This is a genomic window from Mesorhizobium sp. L-8-10, assembly GCF_016756635.1.
GTDB lineage: Bacteria > Pseudomonadota > Alphaproteobacteria > Rhizobiales > Rhizobiaceae.
The window spans coordinates 7,111,624-7,135,706 of the sequence record NZ_AP023263.1 but is presented as its reverse complement, the minus strand read 5'-3'; the positions used below and the strand labels follow the sequence as shown (position 1 = coordinate 7,135,706).

Here is a 24,083-nt window from a genome sequence, read left to right as displayed (position 1 = left end):
GGCACCTGTTCGGTGCGTTCCCAAACAGAGCAATGGCTTTTCGCGCCGCAACCCCGAGGTGGGTAATTCTGGTTTTTGCTGGGTTTAACTCTACGAAATATGAACAGGATCGGCTTCACGGCCCGTCTGGTTCGCACTGGCCACAGAGGAATACACAGATATGGCGACCGGAACAGTGAAGTGGTTCAACAGCACCAAAGGTTTTGGCTTAATCCAGCCCGATGACGGCGGTCAGGACGTTTTCGCCCATACTCCAGCTGTAGAACGGGCTGGACTTTCAAACCTCGTTGATGGGCAGAAGATCAAGTACGAGATCGACCAGGACCGCCGTAGCGGCAAGTCCTCCGGAGGTGTCTCAGCAAGGGTAGGCTGATTTTCTCGTCGGACCCGCAGAGCGCGAAGGATAAGTCAAGCCGAAGGTACCATCGTCATTCGCGGGGCGTATCGCGACGGACTCTCTTTTACGAGACGATCCTGATGCGTCACGCAAACGGTGAATCACGAACGCTCTCGCCGCAAACCCCTTCCGCCCGGAAATCTGCCCCGGTTACGGCTCTCGGCGTATCCCAGAGTTGGGAGAAGCTTCTGCCAGACTACAACTGTAACCTCATATCGGTTTAGCAGGTCAAGCGTCGGTGGTACCCTGATTGGGTAACTTAACGACTTTGGAGGCCGAGCAATGGATCGCGATAACAAACGGGCACGCGCAGCTGCAAGTTCATCCCAAGACGTGGGGAATCGCAGTACCCTCCGTGACCTTCCATACGGACCATTGACCGATGTTGCAGAACGGCTGGTAAGCGCCAACCCGCGCGATACAGCGCGAAATCTTGGGACCTTCAAAGAACTCGGGAGGCGAGAGCGCATAGCCGTTCGGGGCACTCGAACCGAGCCAGAAACTGACCTCGCGAAGTTTGAAACGCGGACCAATCAGCTTGGACGATCAGCCGTCGATCTGGGAGATAAATTGACTGCCGGGTTGGGACACACCTCGGATGAAGTAGCATTGGAGCAATTCAGAGCAGTCAGTAATGTGTCTCATTACCTTCGGCCAGAGACACAAGATAGTATTGTTAATCGCATTGGCAACATGGATCCACCTTCGCAAGCTATCGGAGCGCTTTACGCTGCGCAAAACTTCAGCAAGTTTAACGCTGAAAATAAAGCTCGCATTTTTGATCAGGCCGCTGAATTGGCTACCGATCCGGATGGCCACGTCAGGTCGACAGCATCCAATGCTATGTACGCGATGTATCACCAGTTAGATCCAAATCAACAGGGCCAAGCTCACTCAATTCCCGGCATGCAAGACATCTTGCCGCAGATGCCTCCTCCGCGGCATGCAGCAGAGGAACGCAGTGCGGATCTGGACGCCCACATAGCAGGTATTGGGGCTGCAGTCCGTGATACAGTTGGCCCGCAAACCTCCCACGAACAGCTGCAGCGGGGTGGTCAAGTCGGCCGGGACATAAGCCACTCCTACAATCACGCCCGAGAGGATCTAATGGAGGCTAGGAGAAGCAGAGATCGCACCGGCCGTTGAGGTCTCGGCCATGGCAGTAACGCTTCCTCTCCCGAATTCCGTTCACGGCCTTGCTGTTTCCAATTCCCTGGCCGTCGACGTAGCTGCTTAGTGAAACTTTCAAAATCCACGTCTGCCGGGTGGCGCGATGCAAGCATCGCACCACCCGCTGCGGCATCGATCTGTCGAGCGTCGGCATCGCGACCTCGGTTCGGTGTCTGAAGCAAGCGCAGCATCAGCACGGCTAATTCGGCCATGGAACAATGTCTTCTACAAAAACGACGTCCCCCAACATAGCCATTAGCATCGCGTGCTCACTCGCCTTGGGGTTCTGTGCGGCAAGTCTGTACGCAACCTTCCGCCACGGGGGTAGCGGCGAGGCTCTGATGGCGTTTGATGTCCGTGCCTTTTGGTTTGAGACGCCCTTCTATTTGGGTATTTGTTCAGCAGCGCCCCTGCACGCCGTCGGCGCTCAGCTTGCCGCCGTGCGTGTTCGGAAAGAGAGCCGTTGCGCCCCGCTTCCTGGGCTCGTTGAGCCAGCCCCGAAGGGCTTGCTGTGCAACCTTGGTGAGCGGCGTACTTCGCTCCTTGCGGCCCTTGCCAACGCATCGCACGTGGGCACCGTGCCCCAGCATCACCGAGTCCCGGTCGAGATCGATGATCTCCGAGACCCGCAACCCCGTTTGCGCGGCCAGCAACAGCAGAGTGTGATCACGCCGTCCCAGCCATGTGCTGCGATCCGGACAGGCCAGGATCGCTTCAATCTCGGGCCTGGTGAGAAACTGAAGCTGTCGCTTGTCGCATCGCTTGCTCGGGATCGCGAGCACGCGTTGAATCTGGGCGCTATGGGCCGGCTCCTCGAACGACGCATATCTGAAGAAAGACCGAATGGCCGTGAGGCGGAGGTTCCGGGTCCTCACTGAGGCGGATCGCAGTGTCTCAAAGTCCTCCAGGAATGCACCGATGAAAGGCGCGTCCAAATCCCGCAGTGTCAACTGCGACGGAGACCTGCCAAGGCGTGTCTGCGCGAATGCAAACAGGAGCCGGAAGGTGTCGCGATAGGAGGCGATGGTGTTGGAGCTTACGCCTCGATGTCGCATGAGCCGATCGGTGAACCACCGCTCGATCAGCACGGCCAGATCGTTCGAGGCACTCATGAGCGAACCTCCCACCGCTCATCCAGCAGTCGCGCGGCATGGGTCATTAGCTCCGGCGCGGCGGATAGATACCAGTAGGTGTCGCGAACATTGGCGTGGCCGAGAAAGGTCGAGAGGACCGGCAGTTCCCGCTCGACATCTTCGCCCGCACGCAGTTGCACTGGGCATGCCCTGTGCTCGGCTATTCGAGCTTCTCCAATGCCTGCCTAATGTCATCTCCGGCGTCCTCCGGCAACGGCAAAATAGGGCGCGGTGGCTGGACGTGCGCCAGACCGAGGTAGTCGGCGATGACGAACATAACGCGGAAGCTGCCGTAGTGTTTGAACAAGGTCCAGAGCGGCCCGAAAGCGCGGTTCAACCGAGTGGACTCCACCGCGTCGCCGGACTGCGCTGCACGCGTCAGCGCAAGCGCCGGGACCGGCAGCAGACCTGCCGCAACGCTGTACCAGGTGTCACATCCGGCAAGCAGGGCATCCGCCGCGCCCCAATCGCCGCTGTATCCGATTGTGAACGTGTCAGGCGTCATCGACCGCAAACGTGCCAGTTCCCCCGCGTAATCGTCATTCGCCGCCAGAGGCATTTTCACCGCGACGATGTTGGACACCTCTGACAGCCGGGCGATCAATGCGTCGCTGAATGTGAAGCGCGTGGTGCTTGGATTGTTATATATGCACAAAGGCAATTCCCCCGCCTCGGCCACCGCGACGAAGTGCTGGAAGACTTCGTCCTCGTTCAGGGGAACGTAGGACATCGGTGCCAGGAGCAGGCCGTCAGCGCCAGCGGATTTGGCATCGCGCGCCAGAGCCTGAGCTTCATCGGTACGCAATGCACCCACACCCACGACAAGAGGCGTTTTGCCGCCGATGCATTCCACGGCAGCCTGAACGGCACGCTTGCGTTCTTCCCTGGTGAGGTAAGCATAACCGCCCGTGCTCCCCAGAAGGCCGATGGAGTCCGCTCCGGCGCGTTGAATACGCTCGAGAAAACGAGCCAGACCCTCGGTGTCGACATGCCCTTCCGCATCGGTTGGCGTAAGGGGGAACGCCGACAGGCCGCGAAACAAAGTCATCATCCATTCCTTTCGAAACTACATACGGGAAAGCAGCATACGCAGCCCGGCGAACGCGAAGAACATCGCCAACAGACTTTCGATCCAGCGGCGGCAGCGGCGATATAGAGCCACCATAGGCGGTGTGGAGAAGACAATGGCGTAGCCGCAGAATATCGTGACACTTAGGATGGCGCAGCCACCCAATATCGCTGCGATGCTTTGCCACGATGAATTCGGACCGATCCCCAGCGTGACGAGCGCGATCCATGCCAGCACGGATTTTGGGTTCGCCAAATGCATCAAGAGGCCCTTCCTATAGAGCTCACCCCGCGAAAGAGCGACTTGGTCGGTCGATGCGCGCACAGCCAGCTTCTCGTTCGACGTAAGCGCCGACCGTCCCGCCCTGAAGGCGAGGAATAGCAGGTAAAGCCCCCCGAAAACCTGCAGAACGAGCAGTGCCTGGGCGTACCTGGCCAACAGGGCGGAGATGCCGGTGGAGGCCATAAAACCCCAAAAGATCGAGCCGCTGACGACGCCGGAGGCAAGCATGAGCGCAGCACCTCTGCCGCGCGCCATCGCAACCCCCATAATGCGCATGTTGCTCGGGCCGGGGCTCCCCGCGGCAATGACATATGCAGCAAAGACGATGAGCAACTGATGGAGATCGACATTCATTCTCTCAGCCCTTGATAATCTCGATCGGATCGATGGCGCCGGATGCCCCGGGCGGCCATGGATCCACTCGCTCGACCGGAAACCTCATCCGGCGATGGCAATTTCTTGGCTCGCGATTTTGCAGCCAGGCATCAAGGCATTCAGCCCTCCGACCATGGCATCCGTCGCCTCTGCCAATGCATCGTCCGGCATGGTCTCCAACGCCTCCAGTACGAACCACATCCGGCCTGTTAGGGTCTTCAGGCGGGTTCGAGTGCCCTGTCGCCAGTTCCAGCGTCGGCAGGTGACGCCAATGTCGTCGCGCCAGATGACCTCACCGGGCAAGGGAGGATCGTTGACCGCCTCTCCATTCACCATGGTGTCGAACGTCTCACTCCCGTCAGCGATCGTCAGGTGGGGTCTTCCGACATAGGCGTCAAAATTCTCTCCACCCACCGGGACTGCGTATTTCAGGCTGATGGCGTTGTAGAGATCGACGATCGGGTTGATCGTCGAAAGAGTGCCGTCTTTCAGAACCCGCTTTCTGAGGGCCTGGGCTGAGCACGGCGTACGGTTAGGCTTCGCGCCAAAGACGGCGTAGGCGTCGGACCAACTCGCCAGATGAGCTTCTGCCCAAGCCGGGCCATCCGCCAACGCGCAATCGCAGGCTTCACCAAGCAATCGGGGATCGAAACGTCCTTCTCCAGCTGAAGTGGCATCGACGTAGACGCTCACGGCTCTAAATCCCGATGCAATACTCTTAATTCGAGCGTCGATGATGGGACCCTCAAACATCCAGGCAACTCCATCAGTTCGAGCGCAAGCAATCCATGACCGGCGCGACCAGTCACGATCGCTTCCCTGACTGCAAGCCAATATTGCAGTTCACTGGTCCAAACTAAACTGCCACTTTTGGAGATTTTAATTGGTCCAGTATAAGGAGGGTTCTCGCAGCACGGGAGCGACGCGTCGAATTTATCAATCCCTGATCAAGCAGATCCAGGCCGGAGTGTACGGGTGTCGGTGACGCCACCCAGTTCTCCGCAAGCAAGCGGCCCACAAGTTCCTCATGATCCGGTCATGCTGTTGTGAACCCTAGGGCATTATGGTCGATGCCAGCGCCACCAGGGTGGCGTCGTACTGTTCGAACCCCCCCGATTGTTACCGCGGTTTTGCTTGACGCGCGCGATGACCTTAGCTGAGGCCTAGGATGAAGCGCCGATTGGAGGGACGGATCGACCGCGCGTTAGATGCGTAAAGCGTCGTAAACCGCTTGATGTCTGCGGTGTCGACCTCGACCGGTTCCATTGCAACCATCCACTCCACGTTTTCGGTGCAGGGCGGAGTCGTTAATGATCCCTCATAGGTCCAATAGCCGAGCGAGGCCGGCAAAAGCCCGTTGGGATCGAACTCGTCAACTGCCATCTCCTCGCCGGGCCGGGCCGGAAAGACCTTGGCGAGACCGGCAAAGCTGTTATTTGTCGCGCCAGGCATAAGAAGGGCGCTCAGCACACCCAGAGTATCGCTCTTTGTGTCTTTATGGACAAAATGCGCTTCCATCGGGAAGCTCATGCCCGCCACGTGATGCTCGCTCGGCGCGTGGAAATGCAACTGTGCCAGTTGGTAGACGCGATCCCCGCGGGTCAAGGTGCTGCCTTCCGGCATGTTGATTTGAATGGTGTGGCCGTTGTTCACCATCCTGCCGCCGCCCTTGAGCCAACTGATGTCGATGCGCGGTATATCCGCCTTTACCGTGCCGGCGATGTCGATGGGTGACTGCTGCCTGCCCGCCGAACAGGCGAAATTTCTCGTGTCCAGATCGGCCCAATGCTCCGGCCCGACCGAGCCGCCATATCCCCAATGGGCGCTGGCCGCACGCGCGGTCTGGGCGCAGATCGGGCACACGCCCAGCGCGATGAATGCTCTAATCAGGTTACGACGATGCATATTGCCTCGCTCCTTGATGCGAACCTAATGTCCTTGCTTCCAATTGGTGCAGTCAAGGCACAGCCGCAAGGGCGGGCGTAGGTTGAGCCGCGCCACCAGCGTACACGCCAGCCAGTCCTCGTCGAACTGGTAAACTGGAAGAAGCGTCGCCGCCGGCGATCGTTGGAGGCTACGCTCGCCGGTCCGTGGAAATGGCTGGCGACGTGGCTCAGATTCACCGTGCTGCCGCTGATCAGGCCAACAACCAGCACAGTCGGCGTCGCCGGTCCGGCTGTTACTCGGCGGTATGTGGCGCGTAACGTTGAAGCGGGAGGGTCGGGCAGGCAGTGCATTGCAAGGATCTCTCTTTGGCGAGACGAATTCCTCCATTCCATCTGATTCCCGACCTCTCGGCCACCCACTGTGTAGCCTGCCCGCCACGCTCGCCAAGACCATAAAGGCATGGATAAAATTCGCGAATACGCCTTGGAAAGCAGGTCTCAAAGGCCAAGGGGACCTTCCATCTGGAAAATGCCAAGCAAAGCTCGCGTTCGGACGATCCATGCGGTTGCCAGGCTGGCTGCCTCCGGTCAGGCGAGATCCGGATCCTTCCGCGAGGATAGCTGTAAACGTCCACAGGCTGCATCGCTGTGCGCTTTGCCCTTCGATGGCGGGAACACAACCCGCACGGAGGCGACGAATGATTCAGCTGATCACACCTGGCCTCTACAGCGAATTCGCAGGCGAGCTCAAAGAGATGCACGGGCTCAGATATCGGGTTTTCAAGGAGAGGCTCGATTGGGAAGTTCAGACCGGAGGCGAAATGGAAACAGACACCTTTGACGACTTGAAGCCTGTCTATCTGCTGCTCAAGGGATCCGATTGGCGAATTCGTGGCTGCGTGCGCCTCTTGCCAACCACTGGGCCGACCATGTTGCGCGACACATTCCCGGCGCTGCTGGGTGAAGCTGTGGCGCCCGCGAGTCCCGACATATGGGAAAGCAGCCGTTTCGCGCTCGATTTGCCCCCATCAACGCCCAAGGCGGCAGGCGGCCTTGCCCAAGCAACCTACGAGCTCTTCGCCGGCATGATCGAATTCGGCTTGGCCAACAATCTCACCCGGATCGTGACGGTGACCGATACGCGTATGGAACGGATCCTTCGCCTCGCAACGTGGCCATTGTCGCGCATCGGAAAGCCGCAGCCCGTCGGCAAAACGGAGGCGGTGGCCGGGTTTCTCGAGATCTCTCACGCCAGCCTGTTGCGCATCCGCTGGAGGGGACGTCTGAATGGGCCGGTACTGTGGCGACCGATTCTCGGCCTGCCGCACGGCCCATGCGGATAGCCAAGACGTGGTGCGTGGCCCCAGGGATCGGAAGAGGGTTTGCTTCTCGTCGCCGACAGGAGTCATTGCGTCCGGCCTGGAGAAGCAAACCGAGGAATGATGCATGATGCAGCGTCCGCACAATTGAACGGCGAGATCAAAGAGTGCGCTGGGGCTACCCATTCGCACTCGGCCCAAGTATTCCCCGTCTCCTCCGGCCGGCTTGCATGCTATTAACACAGGTGAGGGCGCCGGCCATGATATGCGCAGCCCGTTGAAGGCGGAAGCGTACGCCCCGGTTCACATCACCCGCATTGGACTGAGATTTAGTTCATCCATGGCGTGGATGATGGCTATCCCAACAATCAATTTTACCGAACTGACTGGATTCCATTAGAAGACTCTAACTGAGCGCATGCCGGGCGGCGTCCCTCGTCTGCGTCGGCTAAGGCTGCCGGGAAGAATTCGGAGAAGAACATGTGCGGAATTGTTGGCATCGTTGGGCAACAGCCGGTGTCGGAACGCCTGGTCGACGCATTGAAGCGTCTGGAATACCGCGGCTATGATTCGGCCGGCATTGCGACGATCACCGATGGCACCTTGCACCGCCGGCGCGCGGAGGGCAAGCTCGTCAATCTCGAGAGGAGACTCAAGGAAGAGCCGCTGGGTGGTACCATCGGCATCGCCCACACCCGCTGGGCAACCCATGGGCCACCGACGGAACGCAATGCACACCCGCACTTCACGGATGGTGTGGCCGTCGTCCATAACGGCATCATCGAGAATTTCGCCGAACTGAAGGACGAATTGGCGGCGACGGGAGCCGAGTTCCAGACCGACACCGACACTGAGGTCCTTGCGCATCTCTTGGCAAGGCACCGCCGGGAGGGCATGAGGCGTGGTGAGGCGGTGCATGCCATGCTGAAAAGCGTCAGGGGTGCCTACGCGCTTGCCATCCTCTTTGAGGATGATCCGTCGACCATCATCGCGGCGCGCAATGGACCACCGCTGGCGATCGGTCACGGCGACGGCGAGATGTTCCTGGGCTCCGACGCGATCGCGCTTGCTCCATTCACGAATGAAATCACCTATCTCATCGACGGTGACTGGGCCGTTGTCGGCAGGACGGGCGCTGATATATTTGATTACGACGGCCACCCCGTCGCGCGTCCGCGCCAGACCTCCGTGGCCGTGGCCACTCTGGCCAACAAGGGCAGCCATCGCCACTTCATGGAGAAGGAAATCCTCGAGCAGCCCGAGGTCATCGCCGATGCGCTCGGTCATTATATCAATTTCATCGAAAATGGTGCCGATGCGGTTTCTGGCATCGACTTCGCCAAGATCCCGAGCTTGGCGATCTCTGCCTGCGGCACCGCATATCTCGCCGGGCTGATCGGAAAATACTGGTTCGAGCGCTATGCGCGCCTGCCGGTCGAAATAGATGTTGCATCCGAATTCCGCTATCGCGAGATTCCATTGTCGCCGCAGTCTGCGGCTCTGTTCATTTCACAGTCGGGCGAAACCGCCGATACGCTGGCATCGCTGAGGTACTGCAAGCAGCTTGGGCTGAAAATTGGCGCTGTCGTCAATGCGCGCGAATCGACCATCGCTCGGGAGGCCGATGTGGTCTTCCCGATCCTTGCCGGCCCAGAGATCGGCGTCGCCTCCACCAAGGCCTTCACCTGCCAGCTAGCCGCTCTTGCCGCACTCGCCATCCACGCAGCCAAGGCCCGCGGAACCGTGACCGAAGATGAGGTGCAGGCGCTCGTCGAGAGCCTCGCCGAAATGCCGCGCCTCATGAGGCAGGTACTGGACAGCATCCAGCCGGAGATTGAGCTTCTGTCGCGCGAACTGTCAAAGTGTCATCATGTCCTTTATCTCGGCCGTGGCACAAATTTCCCGCTGGCGATGGAGGGGGCGCTGAAGCTCAAGGAGATTTCCTACATCCACGCCGAAGGCTATGCGGCGGGTGAATTGAAGCACGGTCCTATCGCATTGATAGACGAGAACATGCCAGTGATCGTCATCGCGCCACATGATCGCTTTTTCGACAAGACCCTCTCCAACATGCAGGAAGTGGCCGCCCGCGGAGGGCGCATTATCCTCATCACCGATGGAAAAGGGGCAGCCGCATCGAAACTCGATACGATGCACACGATCGTGCTGCCGGCCACCGACGAGATTATCGCGCCGATGATCTTCTCGCTGCCGATACAGCTTCTTGCGTACCACACGGCGCTCTTCATGGGCACAGATCTCGACCAGCCACGCAACCTGGCAAAATCAGTCACCGTCGAATGATGTGACGCCTTCATTAGTCGCAACGCTCGCCCATTCGGAAAAAACTCCAAGCACTTCAACCGGGGCTCAAGCGCGCCGCTACCGCCTTGCCGTTATTTGCTGGAGCATGCCGTTTAGCGACGATTGGTTATCCCTTTGGCCTCCCCTCACGCTGCTTGGCTGTGCCTACTGGCAAACCCGGTCGAGAAAAGCATCGAATACGCAGCAATAGCGCTAACCACAAAGCGATCCTCCTGCCGCATGCGGATAAAACCCTTCGCTGTCCCTATTTCGTCCTCGCTCGATGATTGCGGCTCGCCGCGGTCTTCGTCGGTGAGACGGTTGCCCTTTGACTTTGCCAGGCGGCCAGCTGCGATGTGCGGGCTGTAGGAATCCCGTGTAACCTCGTTCTGGATCTAACGCTCACCGATAGGCCCGGCCAGTCGCAAGAGGACCGGGCGATGATCGGACACTTCCAGGAACCGCTCGATGGTTCGGTCGAGCGCGAGGATCATGAAATCGTGGCCGCACGGCACGAGATTGGGCGAGATAAAGACATGGTCGATCAGCGACTTGAAGGGCGCCTTGACGCAGGCGATTTGCTTGTCCGAAGCATCCTGCGCGGCGAGCGCGGTCAGGCCGGCGGCGGTCAGCGCGGTCTCCGGAAGCCAAGGTTGCATTGAGTCGCCGCCGATTCAGTCGTTATCGAAGCTGGGATACTAGGCGAGTTCGGCGATTGCTTCGGCGATCACGCGCCCACCCATCTGCCGGCGGCCTCCACCGTGTCGCCGGACTGCGCCGCACGCGTCAGCGCAAGTGCCGGGACCGCCAGCAAACCTGCCGCAACGCTTTGCCAGCTGTCACATCCCGGCAGGCGGGGCATCGGCCGCGCCCTAATCGCAGCTGTATCCGATTGCAAACGTGCCAGGGCTTATCTGCCGCAGGCGTGGCAGGTCCCCCGCATAATCGTCATTCGCCGCCTGAGGCACCGAGATGAAGCTCTTCCTCCCGTTAGAATGAACGTTCGAAACGGAGGATGCCGCCGACACTGCTCTTTTTGTTGGCATTCGCCCAGCTAATGGAAGGGTCGACCTTGCCGACGGCGAAGTCGCCGTAGCGGTCATAGTCGAGTTCGGCTGTAATTGTGAAATCTGCAAGAAACGTATAGGCGACGTTTGCAGCGACACCATAGTTCCTGAGCTGATCACCCGAGAGCTGAAGATTCAACGAAGTTGTCTCATTGAGCTTGTAAGTGGCGCCGGCCCAGAAAGCCCAGTTACCGCCCCAACTTTTGTAGAACCCGCGACCATGAGCGTCGATTGCGTTAGTGACGTCATCGTTGAGCTTGCCGCTGGAGCCGTAGCCGAACATTCCGAATAGCGAGAGTTGGTCGGTAACATCGACGTCGATGCGGACCTTGCCCGCGACCGATTCGTAGTTGCTATCATAAGCGACAACGCCGGTGATCGCGCCCCAGTGTTGTGTGTATTTCACTCCGCCGACTAGGTGCGGAACGTAGCTGTCGATGGTGCCGACCAGGCCCGAGCCTTCTTCGAGTGAAACCACAGCCGAAAAGCCGTTACCGGCGTCAAAGTAGTACTGAACCACATTAGTATCGAAGGCGCCGTACGGGATAAGCATCTGATTGAGCACGTCGCCCGCGTAGCCAATAAACATGTCGAAGGCGGACCAGTCCTTGCCAACTCGGAGGCCACCAAGCTGAACCCAGGCGAAAGTCAACGTGATGCCTTGGCTGAAGGCATGGTATCGAGGACTGTCCGAACCGGAATAGGCGGTGTGCTTGCCGTAGTTCATGCGGGTCTCGATGTAGGTCTGCAATGTACCGAGTTCGGTCTCTTGCCCGGTCCAAGTTTTGAATGTGAAACGCGTGTGGTTTTGCCATATGCCCTGGGCCTCGCCAGTCTTCACATCCGTGGTTCTAGCTTTGTCATGCGACACGACATCGCCGAGGCCGATGTCGTAACGGATATAGCCGCCGATGCGCAGGCAGGTCTCGGTGCCGGGGATGTAGTAGTAACCAGCGCCGTAAACGTCGCAGATCTTGACGTATTCAACGGGCTCAGGCTCGGCCAGGACGATGGCGTCGGCGGCTCGGGCACAGGAAACGGCGATCAGGGCCGCAGCTGAGCCGAGCAGGAGGCTCCTGATGTTCATTCTTGATCTCCGTTCAAATATTAAAGAAGGGGACGTCAACGAACGAGCCAGCCCTTCCTGTCCCACAATCGAAAACGATGCACATCGCGCTGCGCCCATCGCAGTATGACGCACGGGTCATAATAATGATTCAACAACAGAGGCGATGAATCTGAATCATACTTCCACGCGATAAGATGTTGTTCTCATATCACCTGCTTGAAATGCCCGGGGGAGGAATCAAACACTTCTGGGTCGATCGCCATGATTATCTCCGATAGCTGCGGGCGTACCGGCTTCAGAAAATCACCCCGCAAGCGACGTGCCAACCTCACGACCAAGCTACGATTGACACTCAAGTTTGCCGTCGGACCTTGGCTTGCGTTTCCTTTTTTTGCTCTGAGGGTCAAGCTGAGCACGAAAAGCAAATGTTTCGGACATGGTTCGTCTGTTCGGTTCGCGACAGTATCGTTCAATGGCGATAGCTTTTGTTTGTTTTGAGCCTCGACATTGTTGACATCATGCGAGTGCACCGCTCGGTACGTCAGCCGAGATGCCCCACTGATGCCGACATGCCTAGGCGTAAGCGTCCTCGTTAGGGCGAAGGGCCACACCTCGGCGGTGGCGAGGTGCACCAGCTTTCCAGCTAGTCCGGACAAAGTGGTTCCGAAAGGCGGGAAGGTCGAGACGAGCCGTTGTAAGCCCCTCTCTGAATCGGAAGCCGTGCATGGGCCATTTTTGTTTTTACGGAAGCACATGCGAATTCGCTCGATTGTCAGCTGCGAGCGATGCTTGAGTTGCGCTTCACTCCGGCGCTTTGCCGGGCCACAGGAGCGCGATTTGTCGGTGATCATGCGCCTGGCGTAGCGCATTGGTTCATCAAGCTTGCAGCCTTGGCAGGGGCGGACCTGGACGGTCTCCTCGAGCACAATTCCCGCTCTGACAGACGGTGCGCCACGGCCAAAGCCTCGTGCCGGCAATTAATACGACGAACTCATCGAGATGCCAGGTATCGCTACGTGACGCCGTCTTACGCACCAGCCGGCGAGCAAAAGTCTGGTCCCAACGCCGAATCGACTGGTCGGACGGGGCATGCTGCGTTCCATCGGACGCTGAAGGGAGGGGATAGGATAGGATAGGATAGTAACACCAAACGGTGGGCGGGAAAGTCTCGACGGGAAACCCATGGCGCTTGTCCCTGACCAGCGCGTGCTCATACCATCGCTGTCCAGCCAAGGCTGAATGGGGCTATCGCTGCGAAATAATCGGGCCCAAAGCGGACCGGACTGATATAGCGCAAAGACACAGGAGAGCGCAGTGGTAAGGATGGAAGGCAACAACATGGGACGGTAACTGTTGCAGACCACAAAACATCGCGAAGCCCGCCTGCCTTGGTACACCATCTATCCGACTGTCGCGGAGTTCTCTGGGGCGGTCGGCGCCGACGCTTATGAGGAATGGCTCAGGAACCTACCGGCTAACGATCCGGCGTCACTCTACTTGCACGTTCCGTTCTGCCGATCAAAGTGCTGGTATTGCGGCTTCCCCACCACCATCACCCGCCATGATGCGCCGATCGTTAATTATCTGGCGGCGCTGCGTGACGAGATACGTTTGGTCTCGGAGCACGCGCCGCAGGCGCTGCCCGTGAGCGATGTGCATTTCGGCGGCGGAACGCCAACTCTCATGGGGCCAGTTGAGTTCCTCGCCCTGACGGAATTCCTGCGCCGCCACTTTGCGCTTGCGGAAACAGCTACGATCGCCGTCGAGATCGATCCACGCACGTTCACGGCCGATATGGCCGAAGCCTTGCAAGCAGCCGGCGTGAACCGCGCGAGCCTCGGCGTGCAGAGCTTCGATCCCATTGTTCAAAAAGCGATCAACCGGGTCCAGAGTGAGGCCCAGACGGCGGCTGCCGTCGAAATGCTGCGTCGGCATGGAGTGACAAGCATCAACTTCGACCTCATCTTTGGTCTCCCGCATCAAACGGTGCAGTCTTGCGTCGAGACCACGAGGGCGGCGGTCGCCATGCGCCCCAACCGGCTTGCGGTGTTCGGCTACTCGCACATTCCGTCCTTTATTAAGAATCAGCGCCTCATCGAGGAGGCATCGCTTCCGGGCAGCGCTGCCCGCGCCGAACAGGATGCGGCCATTGCCGTGACGCTGATTGCCGCCGGCTACCGAGAGATCGGGCTCGACCATTTCGCCTTGCCGGACGACGATCTCGCGCTGGCACAGAAAACCGGTCGCCTGCGGCGCAACTCGCTGGGCTACTCGGCCGACACCTGCAAAACCCTGATCGGTTTCGGCGCGTCGGCTATCGGGCGTGTCGGCGAGGGCTACGTCCAGAACGAGGTTACACGGGATTCCTACTGCCGGCACATCGCAGCTGGCCGTCTGGCGACGTCAAAGGGCTACCGTCTCACCGACGAAGACCGCGCGCGAGCCGCAATCATCGAGCGACTAATGTGCGATCTCGAGGCCGATGTGCCGGCAATCTGTGCCGCCCACGGATCTGATCCGATCCATTTTCTCGATTCAGCTGAACGCTTGGCGATGCTTGCCAAGGACGGGATTGTGGACATCGAAAAGGGTTTTGTCCGCGTACGGCGGCAGCATCGCTTTGCGATGCGCGTTGTCGCTGCCGCATTCGACGCTTTTCTCGACCGGGTTGCCCGCTGAGTCAGCCAACCAAGTGTGAGGAGGCCAAGGCGACGCCGAAGCGGAATTTGACGCCCATGCGGTTTCCTTTCTTCGAGGTCAGGATTTCACAGCCGTCGCCAGGGAAGCAGGCCTCAAGCGGCTTCCCGCCCTCGAAGAATGCCACGGTGTCGCATCGATCGTGATCCGCTCGAATTGGTGCGATAGCCGATCTCGTAGTAGGCGCGTACTCATCTGCGCTCTGGTCGCCGCTCTCCGCCTTATAAGCCATGACTGGATCGAGCGTTCCATCGTCAGGAAGGGATAGACCAACTGCCAATCCCGGACCCAAATTCGACAGGGCGCGCTGCTTGATCTGGTCGTCCTCAAATGTAGATCGGCTGGACCGCGGGATCGTGGCTATATGCGTGATCTTTCTCAGCTGCTTGATCGTGGATCTTGCCGCTCCCGCCGCCGGCCACGATGTAGAAGGGCTTGCCCTCCACGGCGATCTCGCCGTTCCTGCTGAACGATCCCGCCGACACGATATAGGGCTTGAGGGTCGGTCACGACGATGTTGTCCCCTGCCGCGGCGATGCACGGCCGTGCCCGTCCATCGAATAGAGGTCGTGAGCTTGAGCGAGTTGGCGATCTTGCCAGCCACGAAGCTTGGCGTTCTGGTGACGCTCAACAAGGCGACCGCAGCAATGGAACGTGCTGCCAGAGAAGCCGAATCCGTTGAGGCGGGCGGCAAGCTGCGGCCGCGCGTGCAAATCTGTATGGTCAGGGAACTATTGAAGGGCAGAAAGCCCACGCTTCCACCTGTCTATGACATTGTCTCTGCCGCTGCCGCCCGGCAGGTGGCCGCCGCGGTTGCCAACGCGACAGGAAATACGGGACCCGCCGTCCTTCAAATATTCCATCGCCGGCAGCGGACAGAAAGCCACGAACAATCAGTCGCCGACACCTGTGAACAAGCCGTGTGCGACATTGCAATCATCCATTTATTGGCTCAACTGCCCACATGGCCGTGAATGAACTGGATTTGTTGGTTTTCCAGATGGCAGTGGAAAGCGTCCGCTCACTCTGCTTGAGCTTCAATGACAAAGCGGCGGAGATAGCCGCGAGGAGCCGCGGAAACCTGCTTTTCGATGTGCGGATCGATGATGACGCCGAGGTCCAACGGCTCGCAGCCATCCGATATCGAGGCGGGCAGATTGGTGTGCTGGCGTTGGACAGACAAGGCCTTATTAGCCGCTACTGCGTCATCGACGATACCTTCTCCCGCTTCATTGCACCGTTGGAGAATTGGACCAGCATGCCGGTGTCAATGCAGGCCAAATTCGATGTCACTCACCATGCCGGCCTCTTCCTAGACGCGTTGCGAAATGCCGGTCATATGCTTGGCAACTAGGGCTGGCGGAACGCATCTGTGGATCTTTGCATCCGCCTGGGCGTTTGAGCCGGCGGCTCATCGAGGTTCTGCAGCGCGCGGATGTGCCACGGCCGGGGTGATAGCCGCCTCTGCCCAACAGATCGCCGGCGAGGGCTTGTCGGACAATGAATGTCGTCAATCCACCGTCCGAGAAATGGTGTCTGGCTCACAAGAAGCACAGCGAATTGAGACTGAAACGCAGTCCAGCTGGGAAATCCAGCGCGAAGGCCGGAAGGTAACTTATCTGCGATAGAGGCAACGGGAAGGCGCCTTCCACTTATAAGGCAGCGCCCAATATGTCGGTACTCGCCTGAGGAATTCCCATGGCGGGCAGGGCTACCTCGCGATCCGATCTCGTTGTACCTCAGACCGGACTCGATGTTACGAATTTCCTCAGCGGCTTGCCCGCATGCCACCGCCAGTTCCCCGACCACGTGCTCACGATAGGCACGACCGATATGAGTCCCCTCCGACATAGCAGTCCTCGGGAATGCGCGAATATTGATACACCTCGAAGGAGAGCAACGGCGCGCCAAACAGCCTCTCATCGCACCAAGTCGTACATAGGGCGCATTCCTGTTCCGGCCGTCCCGCGCGATGCTCGATCCATCTCTCCAGAACAGCGGAGCAAGCCAGTGACGCCCACGAAGCTTCTGATTGGGCAGATCGCCATTGTGTTCGCCATCGTTCTCCTCGGCGTGTGGGCTGCCACGCAATGGTGCGCTCATATGCTAGCCTTTCAGGAACAACTCGGCGCGCCATGGTTTGTCGCGGCTGGCTGGCCGATCTACGAGCCGTGGAAACTGTTGGAATGGTGGTTCCAATTCGATGCCTATGCGCCCGAGGTATTCGACAAGGCGGGCATGCTTGCGGGCACCAGTGGATTCATGGGCTGTGCCGCTGCGATCGCTGGTTCCCTCTGGCGCGCGCGCCAGCGCGGCTTGGTCACCACCTATGGCTCCTCTCGATGGGCGGCGACGCGGGAGATCGAGAAAGCAGGGCTGTTTCAGCCGGCAGGCGTCTTCCTCGGCAAACTGAAGGACCGGTATCTGCGTCATGACGGGCCTGAGCACGTCATGGCCTTTGCGCCGACACGTTCCGGCAAGGGCGTCGGACTGGTTGTCCCAACCCTTCTCTCCTGGTCCGGCTCGGCCGTCATTCACGACATCAAAGGCGAGAACTGGCAGCTGAGCTCCGGCTGGCGGTCGAGGTTCTCGCATTGCCTTTTGTTCAATCCGACTGATCCGCGATCGGCCCGCTACAACCCGCTGCTGGAGGTACGCAAAGGTTCGGACGAGATTCGCGATGTCCAAAACATCGCCGACATTCTAGTCGATCCGGAAGGCGCGCTGGAGCGGCGGAATCATTGGGAGAAGACCAGTCATTCACTCCTCGTCGGCGCTATCTTGCACGTGCTCTACGCCGAAGAGGAAAAGACTCTTGCCCGCGTCGCCACCTTTCTGTCGGACCCGCAACGCTCGTTTGCCGCGACTTTGCGGCGAATGATGACGACCAACCATCTCGGCTCGGCCAATAAGCCTCAGGTCCATCCCGTCGTGGCCTCGGCGGCACGAGAGGTGTTCAACAAATCGGAGAACGAACGTTCAGGCGTCCTCTCGACCGCCATGTCTTTTCTCGGCCTCTACCGTGATCCGACCGTAGCGGCGGTAACATCGGACTGCGACTGGCGCATTGCCGATCTGATGGATGCGGAGTGGCCGATGTCGCTCTATCTGGTCGTGCCGCCATCGGACATCTCGCGCACCAAGCCCTTGGTGCGACTGATCCTGAACCAGATCGGCAGGCGGCTGACGGAGCGCCTCGAGGGTGACCCAAAGAAGAGCCGCAAGCATCAACTGCTGATGATGCTGGATGAGTTTCCGGCGCTCGGTCGCCTCGACTTCTTTGAGACCGCGCTCGCGTTTATGGCCGGTTACGGAATTCGTGCCTACTTGATCGCGCAATCGTTGAACCAGATCTCCAAAGCGTATGGCGACAACAACGCCATTCTGGACAACTGCCATTTGCGAATTGCCTTTTCCTCCAATGATGAGCGCACGGCCAAGCGAATCTCGGACGCGCTTGGCACGGCCACGGAACTCAGATCCATGCGCAACTATGCGGGCCACCGGCTGGCACCTTGGCTCTCGCATGTCATGGTGAGCCGCCAGGAAACCGCCCGCCCGCTGCTGACACCGGGCGAGGTGATGCAATTGCCGCCCGCGGACGAACTGGTGCTGGTTTCGGGATTGCCCCCCATCCGGGCCAAAAAGCTGCGATACTATGAGGATCACAATTTCACCGAGCGGGTGCTGCCTTCGCCGGTGTTGCGCGACGGACCCTACGCGGACTGCCCGATGTCGCGGCCGGACGATTGGACTGGGCAAGTACGCGGCGTCGACCGTCGTCTTGCGTCCGACGATGAAAGCGCTGGCACCGCGCTTGCGGACGAGGGAGGTGTTCAGCAGCAGCGCCATCCTGGCCTACCCGAAGAACATACCGCCGTCACCCAGGAACCGGACCAGGACGATCTGTCCGGACCCGCAGACGATGATAGCGAGGCGATGGCGGACAAGCGCGTCATGGACCGGATCTCCACCGTCGCAGGTGCCTATGGCATCAACGAGGGAAGGGGCGATGATAAGGATATCGTCCCCGGCTTCTGAACGCTTTCCGCAGTTCGGGCGTATCTCAGCGTAGATAACGGCCGTAAGCAATTTTGGGCATCTCGATAATGCTTGTTCCGCCGCCGGCCCGCCAGCGCCGGCCAGTTGGAACAAGCGCATGAAGCCCCACCGCATTCGTCACCAGTTTCTGCTCGAACCGGAATTGAGCGAGAAGCTGGACAACCTCAGCCGCGATCCCTCGACCACAAAATCCGCGGTCGTCGCGAAGGCCGTAGAAGCTTTCATCGAGCGGCGTGGCGAGAATGAACTCGATCGGCGCTATGGCATGAGGCTGGACCGTCTTTCCCGCGACCTCAGTCACGTCAGGCGCGATGTCGACATGACATTGGAAAGCTTGGCGCTCTTCATCCGCTTTTCGATCACGCTTCATGCCCACACGCCTGTTCCGGACAAGGCGACGCAGGCGATTGCCCAGGAGCGTTTCGACAAATTCGTCGAGCAGGTCGGTCGCCAGATCGCATCGGGGAAACGCTCGCTTGGCAAAGACAATGGCGGAGGAGGGGAAGCATGAGCGCTCATCCAGAGGCCGACCACCGACGCCGCGCCATGCTGCGCACCGCCATGGGTCCGACGATCACTGAGGCGCTGGCCGATCCATTGGTCATCGAGGTGATGGTCAATCCCGATGGTGCGCTGCGGCTCGACCGGCTGGGAGAAGGCCGAATCGATACGGCCGTGCATATGCATCCTTCCGAGGCGGAACGCATCATCCGCCTGGTCGCTTCCCACGTGCGTGCCGAGGCGCATGCGGACAATCCGATTGTCAGCGCCGAATTGCCATCGGGCGAACGCTTCGAGGGACTGCTGCCGCCTGTCGTGCTGGCGCCTTGCTTTGCCATCCGCAAACCAGCCGCAAAGCTCTACACGCTGGCCAACTATGTTGCGGATCGCATCATGTTGCCGCTGCAGGCCGATGCGTTGATAAAGGCAGTCCGAGAACGGCGCAACATCCTTGTCGCCGGAGGCACGTCGTCGGGTAAGACGACGCTTGCCAATGCACTGCTGGCCGAAGTCGCCGAATGCGACGAGCGAGTGATCCTCATCGAGGACACCCGCGAACTGCAATGCGCAGCAAAGGACTGCGTTGCCCTGAGAACCAGGCGGGGCTCGGTCACACTCGCCGATCTCGTGCGCTCGACGCTCCGGCTCCGCCCCGACCGCATCATCGTCGGTGAAGTCAGGGGCGCGGAAGCGCTGGACATGCTCAAGGCATGGAACACCGGGCACCCCGGCGGCATCGCCACGGTTCATGCCAATTCGGCGCGCTCTGCCCTCTATCGCATCGAGCAGCTTGCACAGGAAGCTGTCGTCACCGTGCCGCGCCGCCTCATCGCCAATGCCATCGATCTCATCGTCTTCATCGCGGGGCGCGGCTCGTCGCGCCGCATCGATGCAATCGCTGAGGTCACAGGTCTCGACGGCAGCGGCGACTACGCCCTCACCCCACTCACGCCTCCGCAACTCCAGCAACTCTGAAAGGCCCCCTTATGCGCAAGAAGCTCCGCTTTCTTTCGTTTGCCGCGCTCGCGTTTCTTCTCACAGTTCCGGCGCACGCTGCCGGCTCCGGCATGCCTTGGGAACAGCCGCTGCAGCAGATCCTGGAATCGGTGCAGGGACCGGTCGCCAAAATCGTCGCGGTGATCATCATCATCACCACCGGCTTGACCCTTGCCTTCGGCGATACTGCAGGCGGTTTCCGCCGGCTGATTCAGATCGTCTTCGGCCTGTCGATCGCCTTCGCCGCATCGAGCTTCTTCCTCTCGTTCTTCTCCTTCGGCGGCGGGGCGCTCGTCTGATGGCCGCCGGAGTGCAACATATCGAGGGCTTCGAGGTTCCCGTTCACCGGGCCTTGACTGAACCGATCCTGCTGGGCGGCGCGCCGCGGGCGGTGGCGATCCTCAACGGCACGGTGGCTGCGGCCATCGGACTAGGCTTGCAGCAATGGATTGCCGGGCTAGTGCTCTGGCTTGGCGGCCACACGCTCGCGGTCTTTGCCGCAAGGCGCGATCCCGACTTTGCCAGCGTGCTTGTCCGTCACCTTCGCCTGAGGGGATGGCTCGCATGCTGAACCTTTCGGAATATCGCGGCAAGGCCGACCGGCTTGCCGACCATCTGCCCTGGGCAGCACTGGTGGCGCCCGGCATCGTGCTCAACAAGGACGGCAGCGTTCAGCGGACTCTTCGGTTTCGCGGGCCCGATCTGGAAAGCTCGACCGAAGCCGAACTCATCGGCATCTGCGCCCGGGCCAACAATGCGCTTAGACGCTTTGGCTCCGGCTGGACATTGTTTTTCGAGGCCGAGCGCATCGAAGCGCTGGGCTATCCGTCCTCGCGTTTCCCGGACGCGGCGTCATGGCTGGTTGATGAAGAACGGCGTGCTGCCTTCGAAGGCAAGGTCGCGCATTTCGAGAGCCGCTATCACCTGACCTTGCTGTCCATGCCGCCACCGGACGCCCAGGCGCGGGCGGAAAGCGCGCTCGTCGACTCGCATCATTCAGAAGGCGAAAGAGACTGGCGCCAGGAGATGGCGCGGTTCCGTGACGAGACCGACCGTGTGCTGGATCTTCTGTCGGGCTTCATGCCCGAAGTGCGTCCGCTCGATGACGCCGAGACGCTGACATACCTGCACGACACGATCTCGACCCGCCGCCATCCGGTCGCCGTGCCGGAAATGCCAATGTATCTGGACGGCATCCTGGTCGATGTGCCGCTTACCGGCGGCTTGGAGCCGATGCTGGGTGAGCAACATCTTCGCACACTTACCATCCTCGGCTTTCCGAACCTCACCCGGCCCGGAATCCTCGATGCCCTCAATCATCAGGATTTCGCCTATCGCTGGATGACGCGCTTCATTCCGCTCGACAAGACCGAGGCCACCAAGACGCTGACCCGCTTGCGCCGGCAGTGGTTTGCCAAGCGCAAATCGATCGTCGCAATCCTGCGCGAGGTTGTAAGCAACGAACCCGTTCCGCTCGTCGACAGCGACGCCGACAATAAGGCGCTCGACGCCGATGAAGCACTTCAGGCGTTGGGCGGCGATCATGTCGGCTTCGGGTATCTCACTGCAACGGTGACGGTATGGGACGAGGATCGCCAAGCCGCCGCTGAGAAACTTCGCGCGGTCGAGCGCATCATCAATGGGCTCGGGTTCACCACCATCCGCGAAAGCGTCAATGCGGTCGAAGCCTGGCTCGGCTCGCTGCCGGGTCATGTCTATGCCAACGTTCGTCAGCCGCTCGTTCACACGCTGAACCTTGCCCATCTCATGCCGCTTTCCTCGGTGTGGGCCGGTCCTGCGGCGAACGAGCATCTGGCTGAAGTCACTGGACGAGAGGCCCCGCCGCTCCTCATCGCCGAAACCAGCGGGTCGACTCCGTTCCGGCTTTCTTCCCATGTCGAAGATGTCGGCCACATGCTGATCGTTGGACCGACCGGCGCCGGAAAATCGGTGCTGCTTGCCCTGATCGCCCTGCAGTTTCGTCGCTATGCCGGCGCGCAGGTCTATGTCTTCGACAAAGGCAATTCGGCGCGCGCGGCAACGCTCGCCATGGGTGGAGAGCATCATGTCTTGGGTTCGGACGGTGCGCTTGCCTTCCAGCCACTGCGCAATATCGGTGATCAGGGTAGGCGCAGCTGGGCAGCTGAATGGATCGCCGGCCTGATTGCCCATGAGAACGTCACCCTCACGCCGGAGGTGAAGGAGGCGATCTGGTCGGCGCTCAACAGCCTCGCCACCGCGCCGGCGCAGGAGCGCACGCTGACCGGTCTGTCGGTCCTGCTTCAGTCCAATGCACTGAAGTCCGCCTTAATGCCCTACACGCTCGACGGTCCCTTCGGCCGATTGCTCGATGCCGATGACGATCGGCTGGCCTTGTCGGATGTGCAGTGCTTCGAGACCGAGGAGCTGATGCATAGCCAAAGCGCTGTGCTGCCTGTGCTCACCTATCTCTTCCATCGCCTTGAGGAGCGGTTCGACGGGCGACCGACGCTGCTCATGCTCGATGAGGCCTGGGTCTATCTCGACAATCCGCTTTTTGCTGCCCGCATCCGCGAATGGCTGAAGGTGCTGCGAAAGAAGAACGTATCGGTGATCTTCGCCACGCAGTCGCTTGGCGACATCGCCGGCTCTGCAATAGCGCCGGCGATCATCGAGAGCTGCCCACAGCGCATTTTTCTCCCCAATGATCGTGCCGTGGAACCGCAGGCACGGACTGCCTATGAGCGCTTCGGTCTCAACAACCGGCAGATCGAACTGATCGCCCGGGCCACGCCGAAGCGGCACTACTATTTGCAGTCGCGCTGCGGCAACCGTCTCTTCGAGCTCGGGCTCGGCCCCATCGCGCTTGCACTTTGCGGCGCCTCGGGTCCAGCCGCGCAAAGCCTGATCGACAGGGTCCTGTCCGAGCACGGGCAGGACAGCTTTGTCTTTCGCTTCCTCGGCGCCCGCGGCCTCGATTGGGCGGCCGAGCTTCTCCAGCAATTCCCTCAACCAACCAAGGAGCAATCGTCATGATGCGGCGCCGCTTTCTCTCGAGCCTGATCACCCTTTCGTTGATCGCCAAGCCGATGGCCGACTACGTGCAGCCGGCCTACGCGCTCATCGTGTTCGATCCGTCGAACTACGCTCAGAACGTGCTCACGGCGGCGCGCTCGCTGGAGCAGATCAACAACCAGATCCAGTCGCTCCAGAACCAGGCGACCGTGCTGCAGAACATGGCACGCAATCTTCAGAGTCTGGATTTTTCTTCCGTGGGTCAGCTTACCGGCTCGCTCCAACGGATCGACGGTCTGATGGACCAGGCAAGTGGCCTGAGCTTTGATCTCAACAAGCTTCAGGACCAGTGGCGTAATCAATATCCGGAAAGCTACGACGCCACGATCAAGGTCAGCGATGTAGCGAGCGCCGCACGTGACCGCTGGCAAAGCGCAATGCAGGCATTCCGTCAGACCATGGGTGTTCAGTCGCAGATCGTCGAGAATGTTCGCGGTGATGGCGACCTGCTTGCCGATCTCGTCAACCGCAGCCAAGGCGCGGCCGGTGCGCTTCAGGCAAGTCAGGCCACTAACCAGCTCCTTGCGCTTTCGACCAAGCAGCAGATGCAGATCCAGACGCTGCTCGCAACGCAGTTCCGCGCTGAGGCCGAGGATGCGGCGCGCAAGGCGCAGTCCGAGGAGGCCGCGCGCGAGACGACAAAGCGCTTCCTCGGCACAGGCACGGCCTATCCCGGCAACTGATCACCAATCTCTTGACGAC

23 protein-coding genes and 1 pseudogene are annotated in these 24,083 nt (G+C 60.0%); 14 read left to right on the top strand and 10 right to left on the bottom strand.

Going from position 1 to position 24,083, the window contains the following annotated elements; genetic code table 11:
* Nucleotides 1-160 precede the first annotated feature (160 nt).
* Both JN280_RS33345 and JN280_RS39180 read left to right on the top strand, forming a co-directional pair.
* The gene (locus JN280_RS33345; protein WP_202308595.1) at nt 161-373 is read left to right on the top strand and encodes a cold-shock protein; all 213 of its coding nucleotides are present in this window, start codon (nt 161-163) and stop codon (nt 371-373) included.
* Between the two features lie 399 nt (nt 374-772).
* Nucleotides 773-1,543 carry a hypothetical protein gene (locus JN280_RS39180; RefSeq protein WP_244742437.1) on the top strand — a complete coding sequence of 257 codons (771 nt, stop codon included), beginning with the start codon at nt 773-775 and terminating at the stop codon, nt 1,541-1,543.
* Nucleotides 1,544-1,965: 422 nt separating this feature from the next.
* On the opposite strand, the gene JN280_RS33340 is transcribed toward JN280_RS39180, so the two are convergent.
* The 6 genes and pseudogenes from JN280_RS33340 to JN280_RS33320 form a co-directional block, all read right to left on the bottom strand.
* Nucleotides 1,966-2,679: a tyrosine-type recombinase/integrase gene (locus tag JN280_RS33340; protein ID WP_244742434.1), complete on the bottom strand. Its 714-nt coding sequence runs from the start codon at nt 2,677-2,679 to the stop codon at nt 1,966-1,968.
* Nucleotides 2,676-2,831: pseudogene (locus JN280_RS39680) on the bottom strand (tyrosine-type recombinase/integrase); the annotation flags it as partial. The gene JN280_RS33340 and the pseudogene JN280_RS39680, both read right to left, overlap by 4 nt.
* A 29-nt stretch (nt 2,832-2,860) precedes the next feature.
* A complete protein-coding gene (locus tag JN280_RS33335) occupies nt 2,861-3,748 on the bottom strand; it encodes a dihydrodipicolinate synthase family protein (protein WP_069093303.1) in 888 nt (295 codons plus the stop codon).
* A gap of 18 nt (nt 3,749-3,766) precedes the next feature.
* Nucleotides 3,767-4,405 (bottom strand): LysE family translocator, encoded by a 639-nt coding sequence (locus JN280_RS33330; RefSeq protein ID WP_010914002.1) that lies wholly within the window; start codon nt 4,403-4,405, stop codon nt 3,767-3,769.
* Between the two features lie 84 nt (nt 4,406-4,489).
* On the bottom strand, nt 4,490-5,179 hold the full coding sequence (locus JN280_RS33325) for a B3/B4 domain-containing protein (RefSeq protein ID WP_202308593.1): 690 nt from the start codon (nt 5,177-5,179) through the stop codon (nt 4,490-4,492).
* A gap of 399 nt (nt 5,180-5,578) precedes the next feature.
* A complete protein-coding gene (locus tag JN280_RS33320) occupies nt 5,579-6,331 on the bottom strand; it encodes a carbonic anhydrase (RefSeq protein WP_010914007.1) in 753 nt (250 codons plus the stop codon).
* 679 nt (nt 6,332-7,010) lie between these two features.
* Here JN280_RS33320 and JN280_RS33315 point away from each other — a divergent pair.
* Entirely contained in the window at nt 7,011-7,655 is a 645-nt protein-coding gene (locus tag JN280_RS33315; protein WP_006329186.1) for an acyl-homoserine-lactone synthase, read from the top strand.
* Between the two features lie 456 nt (nt 7,656-8,111).
* Complete coding sequence (gene glmS, locus JN280_RS33310) at nt 8,112-9,935, top strand: glutamine--fructose-6-phosphate transaminase (isomerizing) (RefSeq protein WP_010914009.1); 1,824 nt, start codon at nt 8,112-8,114, stop codon at nt 9,933-9,935.
* Nucleotides 9,936-10,330: 395 nt separating this feature from the next.
* Here glmS and JN280_RS33305 read toward each other — a convergent pair whose 3' ends face one another.
* Together JN280_RS33305 and JN280_RS33300 are read right to left on the bottom strand one after the other, a co-directional pair.
* Nucleotides 10,331-10,594 (bottom strand): hypothetical protein, encoded by a 264-nt coding sequence (locus JN280_RS33305; protein ID WP_202308591.1) that lies wholly within the window; start codon nt 10,592-10,594, stop codon nt 10,331-10,333.
* Between the two features lie 331 nt (nt 10,595-10,925).
* Entirely contained in the window at nt 10,926-12,089 is a 1,164-nt protein-coding gene (locus JN280_RS33300) for a porin (protein ID WP_202295904.1), read from the bottom strand.
* Between the two features lie 1,335 nt (nt 12,090-13,424).
* Here JN280_RS33300 and hemN point away from each other — a divergent pair.
* The gene (hemN, locus tag JN280_RS33295; RefSeq protein ID WP_010914012.1) at nt 13,425-14,750 is read left to right on the top strand and encodes an oxygen-independent coproporphyrinogen III oxidase; all 1,326 of its coding nucleotides are present in this window, start codon (nt 13,425-13,427) and stop codon (nt 14,748-14,750) included.
* A 1-nt stretch (nt 14,751) separates the two neighbouring features.
* Here the strand turns inward: hemN and JN280_RS40390 are convergent, their stop codons facing one another.
* Entirely contained in the window at nt 14,752-15,048 is a 297-nt protein-coding gene (locus tag JN280_RS40390) for a ZinT/AdcA family metal-binding protein (RefSeq protein ID WP_446720796.1), read from the bottom strand.
* A gap of 46 nt (nt 15,049-15,094) precedes the next feature.
* Complete coding sequence (locus tag JN280_RS39675) at nt 15,095-15,253, bottom strand: hypothetical protein (RefSeq protein WP_244742431.1); 159 nt, start codon at nt 15,251-15,253, stop codon at nt 15,095-15,097.
* Nucleotides 15,254-15,343: 90 nt separating this feature from the next.
* On the opposite strand from JN280_RS39675, the gene JN280_RS33285 reads away from it, so the two are divergent.
* The 9 genes from JN280_RS33285 to trbJ all read left to right on the top strand — a co-directional run bounded on the left by JN280_RS33285 (nt 15,344) and on the right by trbJ (nt 24,064).
* Nucleotides 15,344-15,742, top strand: a complete 399-nt coding sequence (locus tag JN280_RS33285; RefSeq protein ID WP_172347046.1) for a hypothetical protein — start codon at nt 15,344-15,346, stop codon at nt 15,740-15,742.
* Nucleotides 15,733-16,122 (top strand): hypothetical protein, encoded by a 390-nt coding sequence (locus tag JN280_RS33280; protein ID WP_172352291.1) that lies wholly within the window; start codon nt 15,733-15,735, stop codon nt 16,120-16,122. The genes JN280_RS33285 and JN280_RS33280 overlap by 10 nt, the downstream gene beginning before the upstream one ends.
* 656 nt (nt 16,123-16,778) lie before the next feature.
* Nucleotides 16,779-18,809 carry a conjugal transfer protein TraG gene (locus tag JN280_RS33275; protein ID WP_202308587.1) on the top strand — a complete coding sequence of 677 codons (2,031 nt, stop codon included), beginning with the start codon at nt 16,779-16,781 and terminating at the stop codon, nt 18,807-18,809.
* A gap of 118 nt (nt 18,810-18,927) precedes the next feature.
* On the top strand, nt 18,928-19,341 hold the full coding sequence (locus tag JN280_RS33270) for a CopG family transcriptional regulator (protein ID WP_202308585.1): 414 nt from the start codon (nt 18,928-18,930) through the stop codon (nt 19,339-19,341).
* Nucleotides 19,338-20,306: a P-type conjugative transfer ATPase TrbB gene (trbB, locus tag JN280_RS33265; RefSeq protein ID WP_202295876.1), complete on the top strand. Its 969-nt coding sequence runs from the start codon at nt 19,338-19,340 to the stop codon at nt 20,304-20,306. Before JN280_RS33270 ends, trbB begins: the two co-directional genes overlap by 4 nt.
* An 11-nt stretch (nt 20,307-20,317) precedes the next feature.
* Nucleotides 20,318-20,626 carry a TrbC/VirB2 family protein gene (locus tag JN280_RS33260; protein ID WP_010914020.1) on the top strand — a complete coding sequence of 103 codons (309 nt, stop codon included), beginning with the start codon at nt 20,318-20,320 and terminating at the stop codon, nt 20,624-20,626.
* Entirely contained in the window at nt 20,626-20,898 is a 273-nt protein-coding gene (locus tag JN280_RS33255; protein ID WP_006329217.1) for a VirB3 family type IV secretion system protein, read from the top strand. The genes JN280_RS33260 and JN280_RS33255 overlap by 1 nt, the downstream gene beginning before the upstream one ends.
* The gene (gene trbE, locus JN280_RS33250) at nt 20,892-23,342 is read left to right on the top strand and encodes a conjugal transfer protein TrbE (RefSeq protein ID WP_202308583.1); all 2,451 of its coding nucleotides are present in this window, start codon (nt 20,892-20,894) and stop codon (nt 23,340-23,342) included. The genes JN280_RS33255 and trbE overlap by 7 nt, the downstream gene beginning before the upstream one ends.
* Nucleotides 23,339-24,064, top strand: a complete 726-nt coding sequence (trbJ, locus tag JN280_RS33245; protein ID WP_202308581.1) for a P-type conjugative transfer protein TrbJ — start codon at nt 23,339-23,341, stop codon at nt 24,062-24,064. The genes trbE and trbJ overlap by 4 nt, the downstream gene beginning before the upstream one ends.
* Nucleotides 24,065-24,083 lie beyond the last annotated feature (19 nt).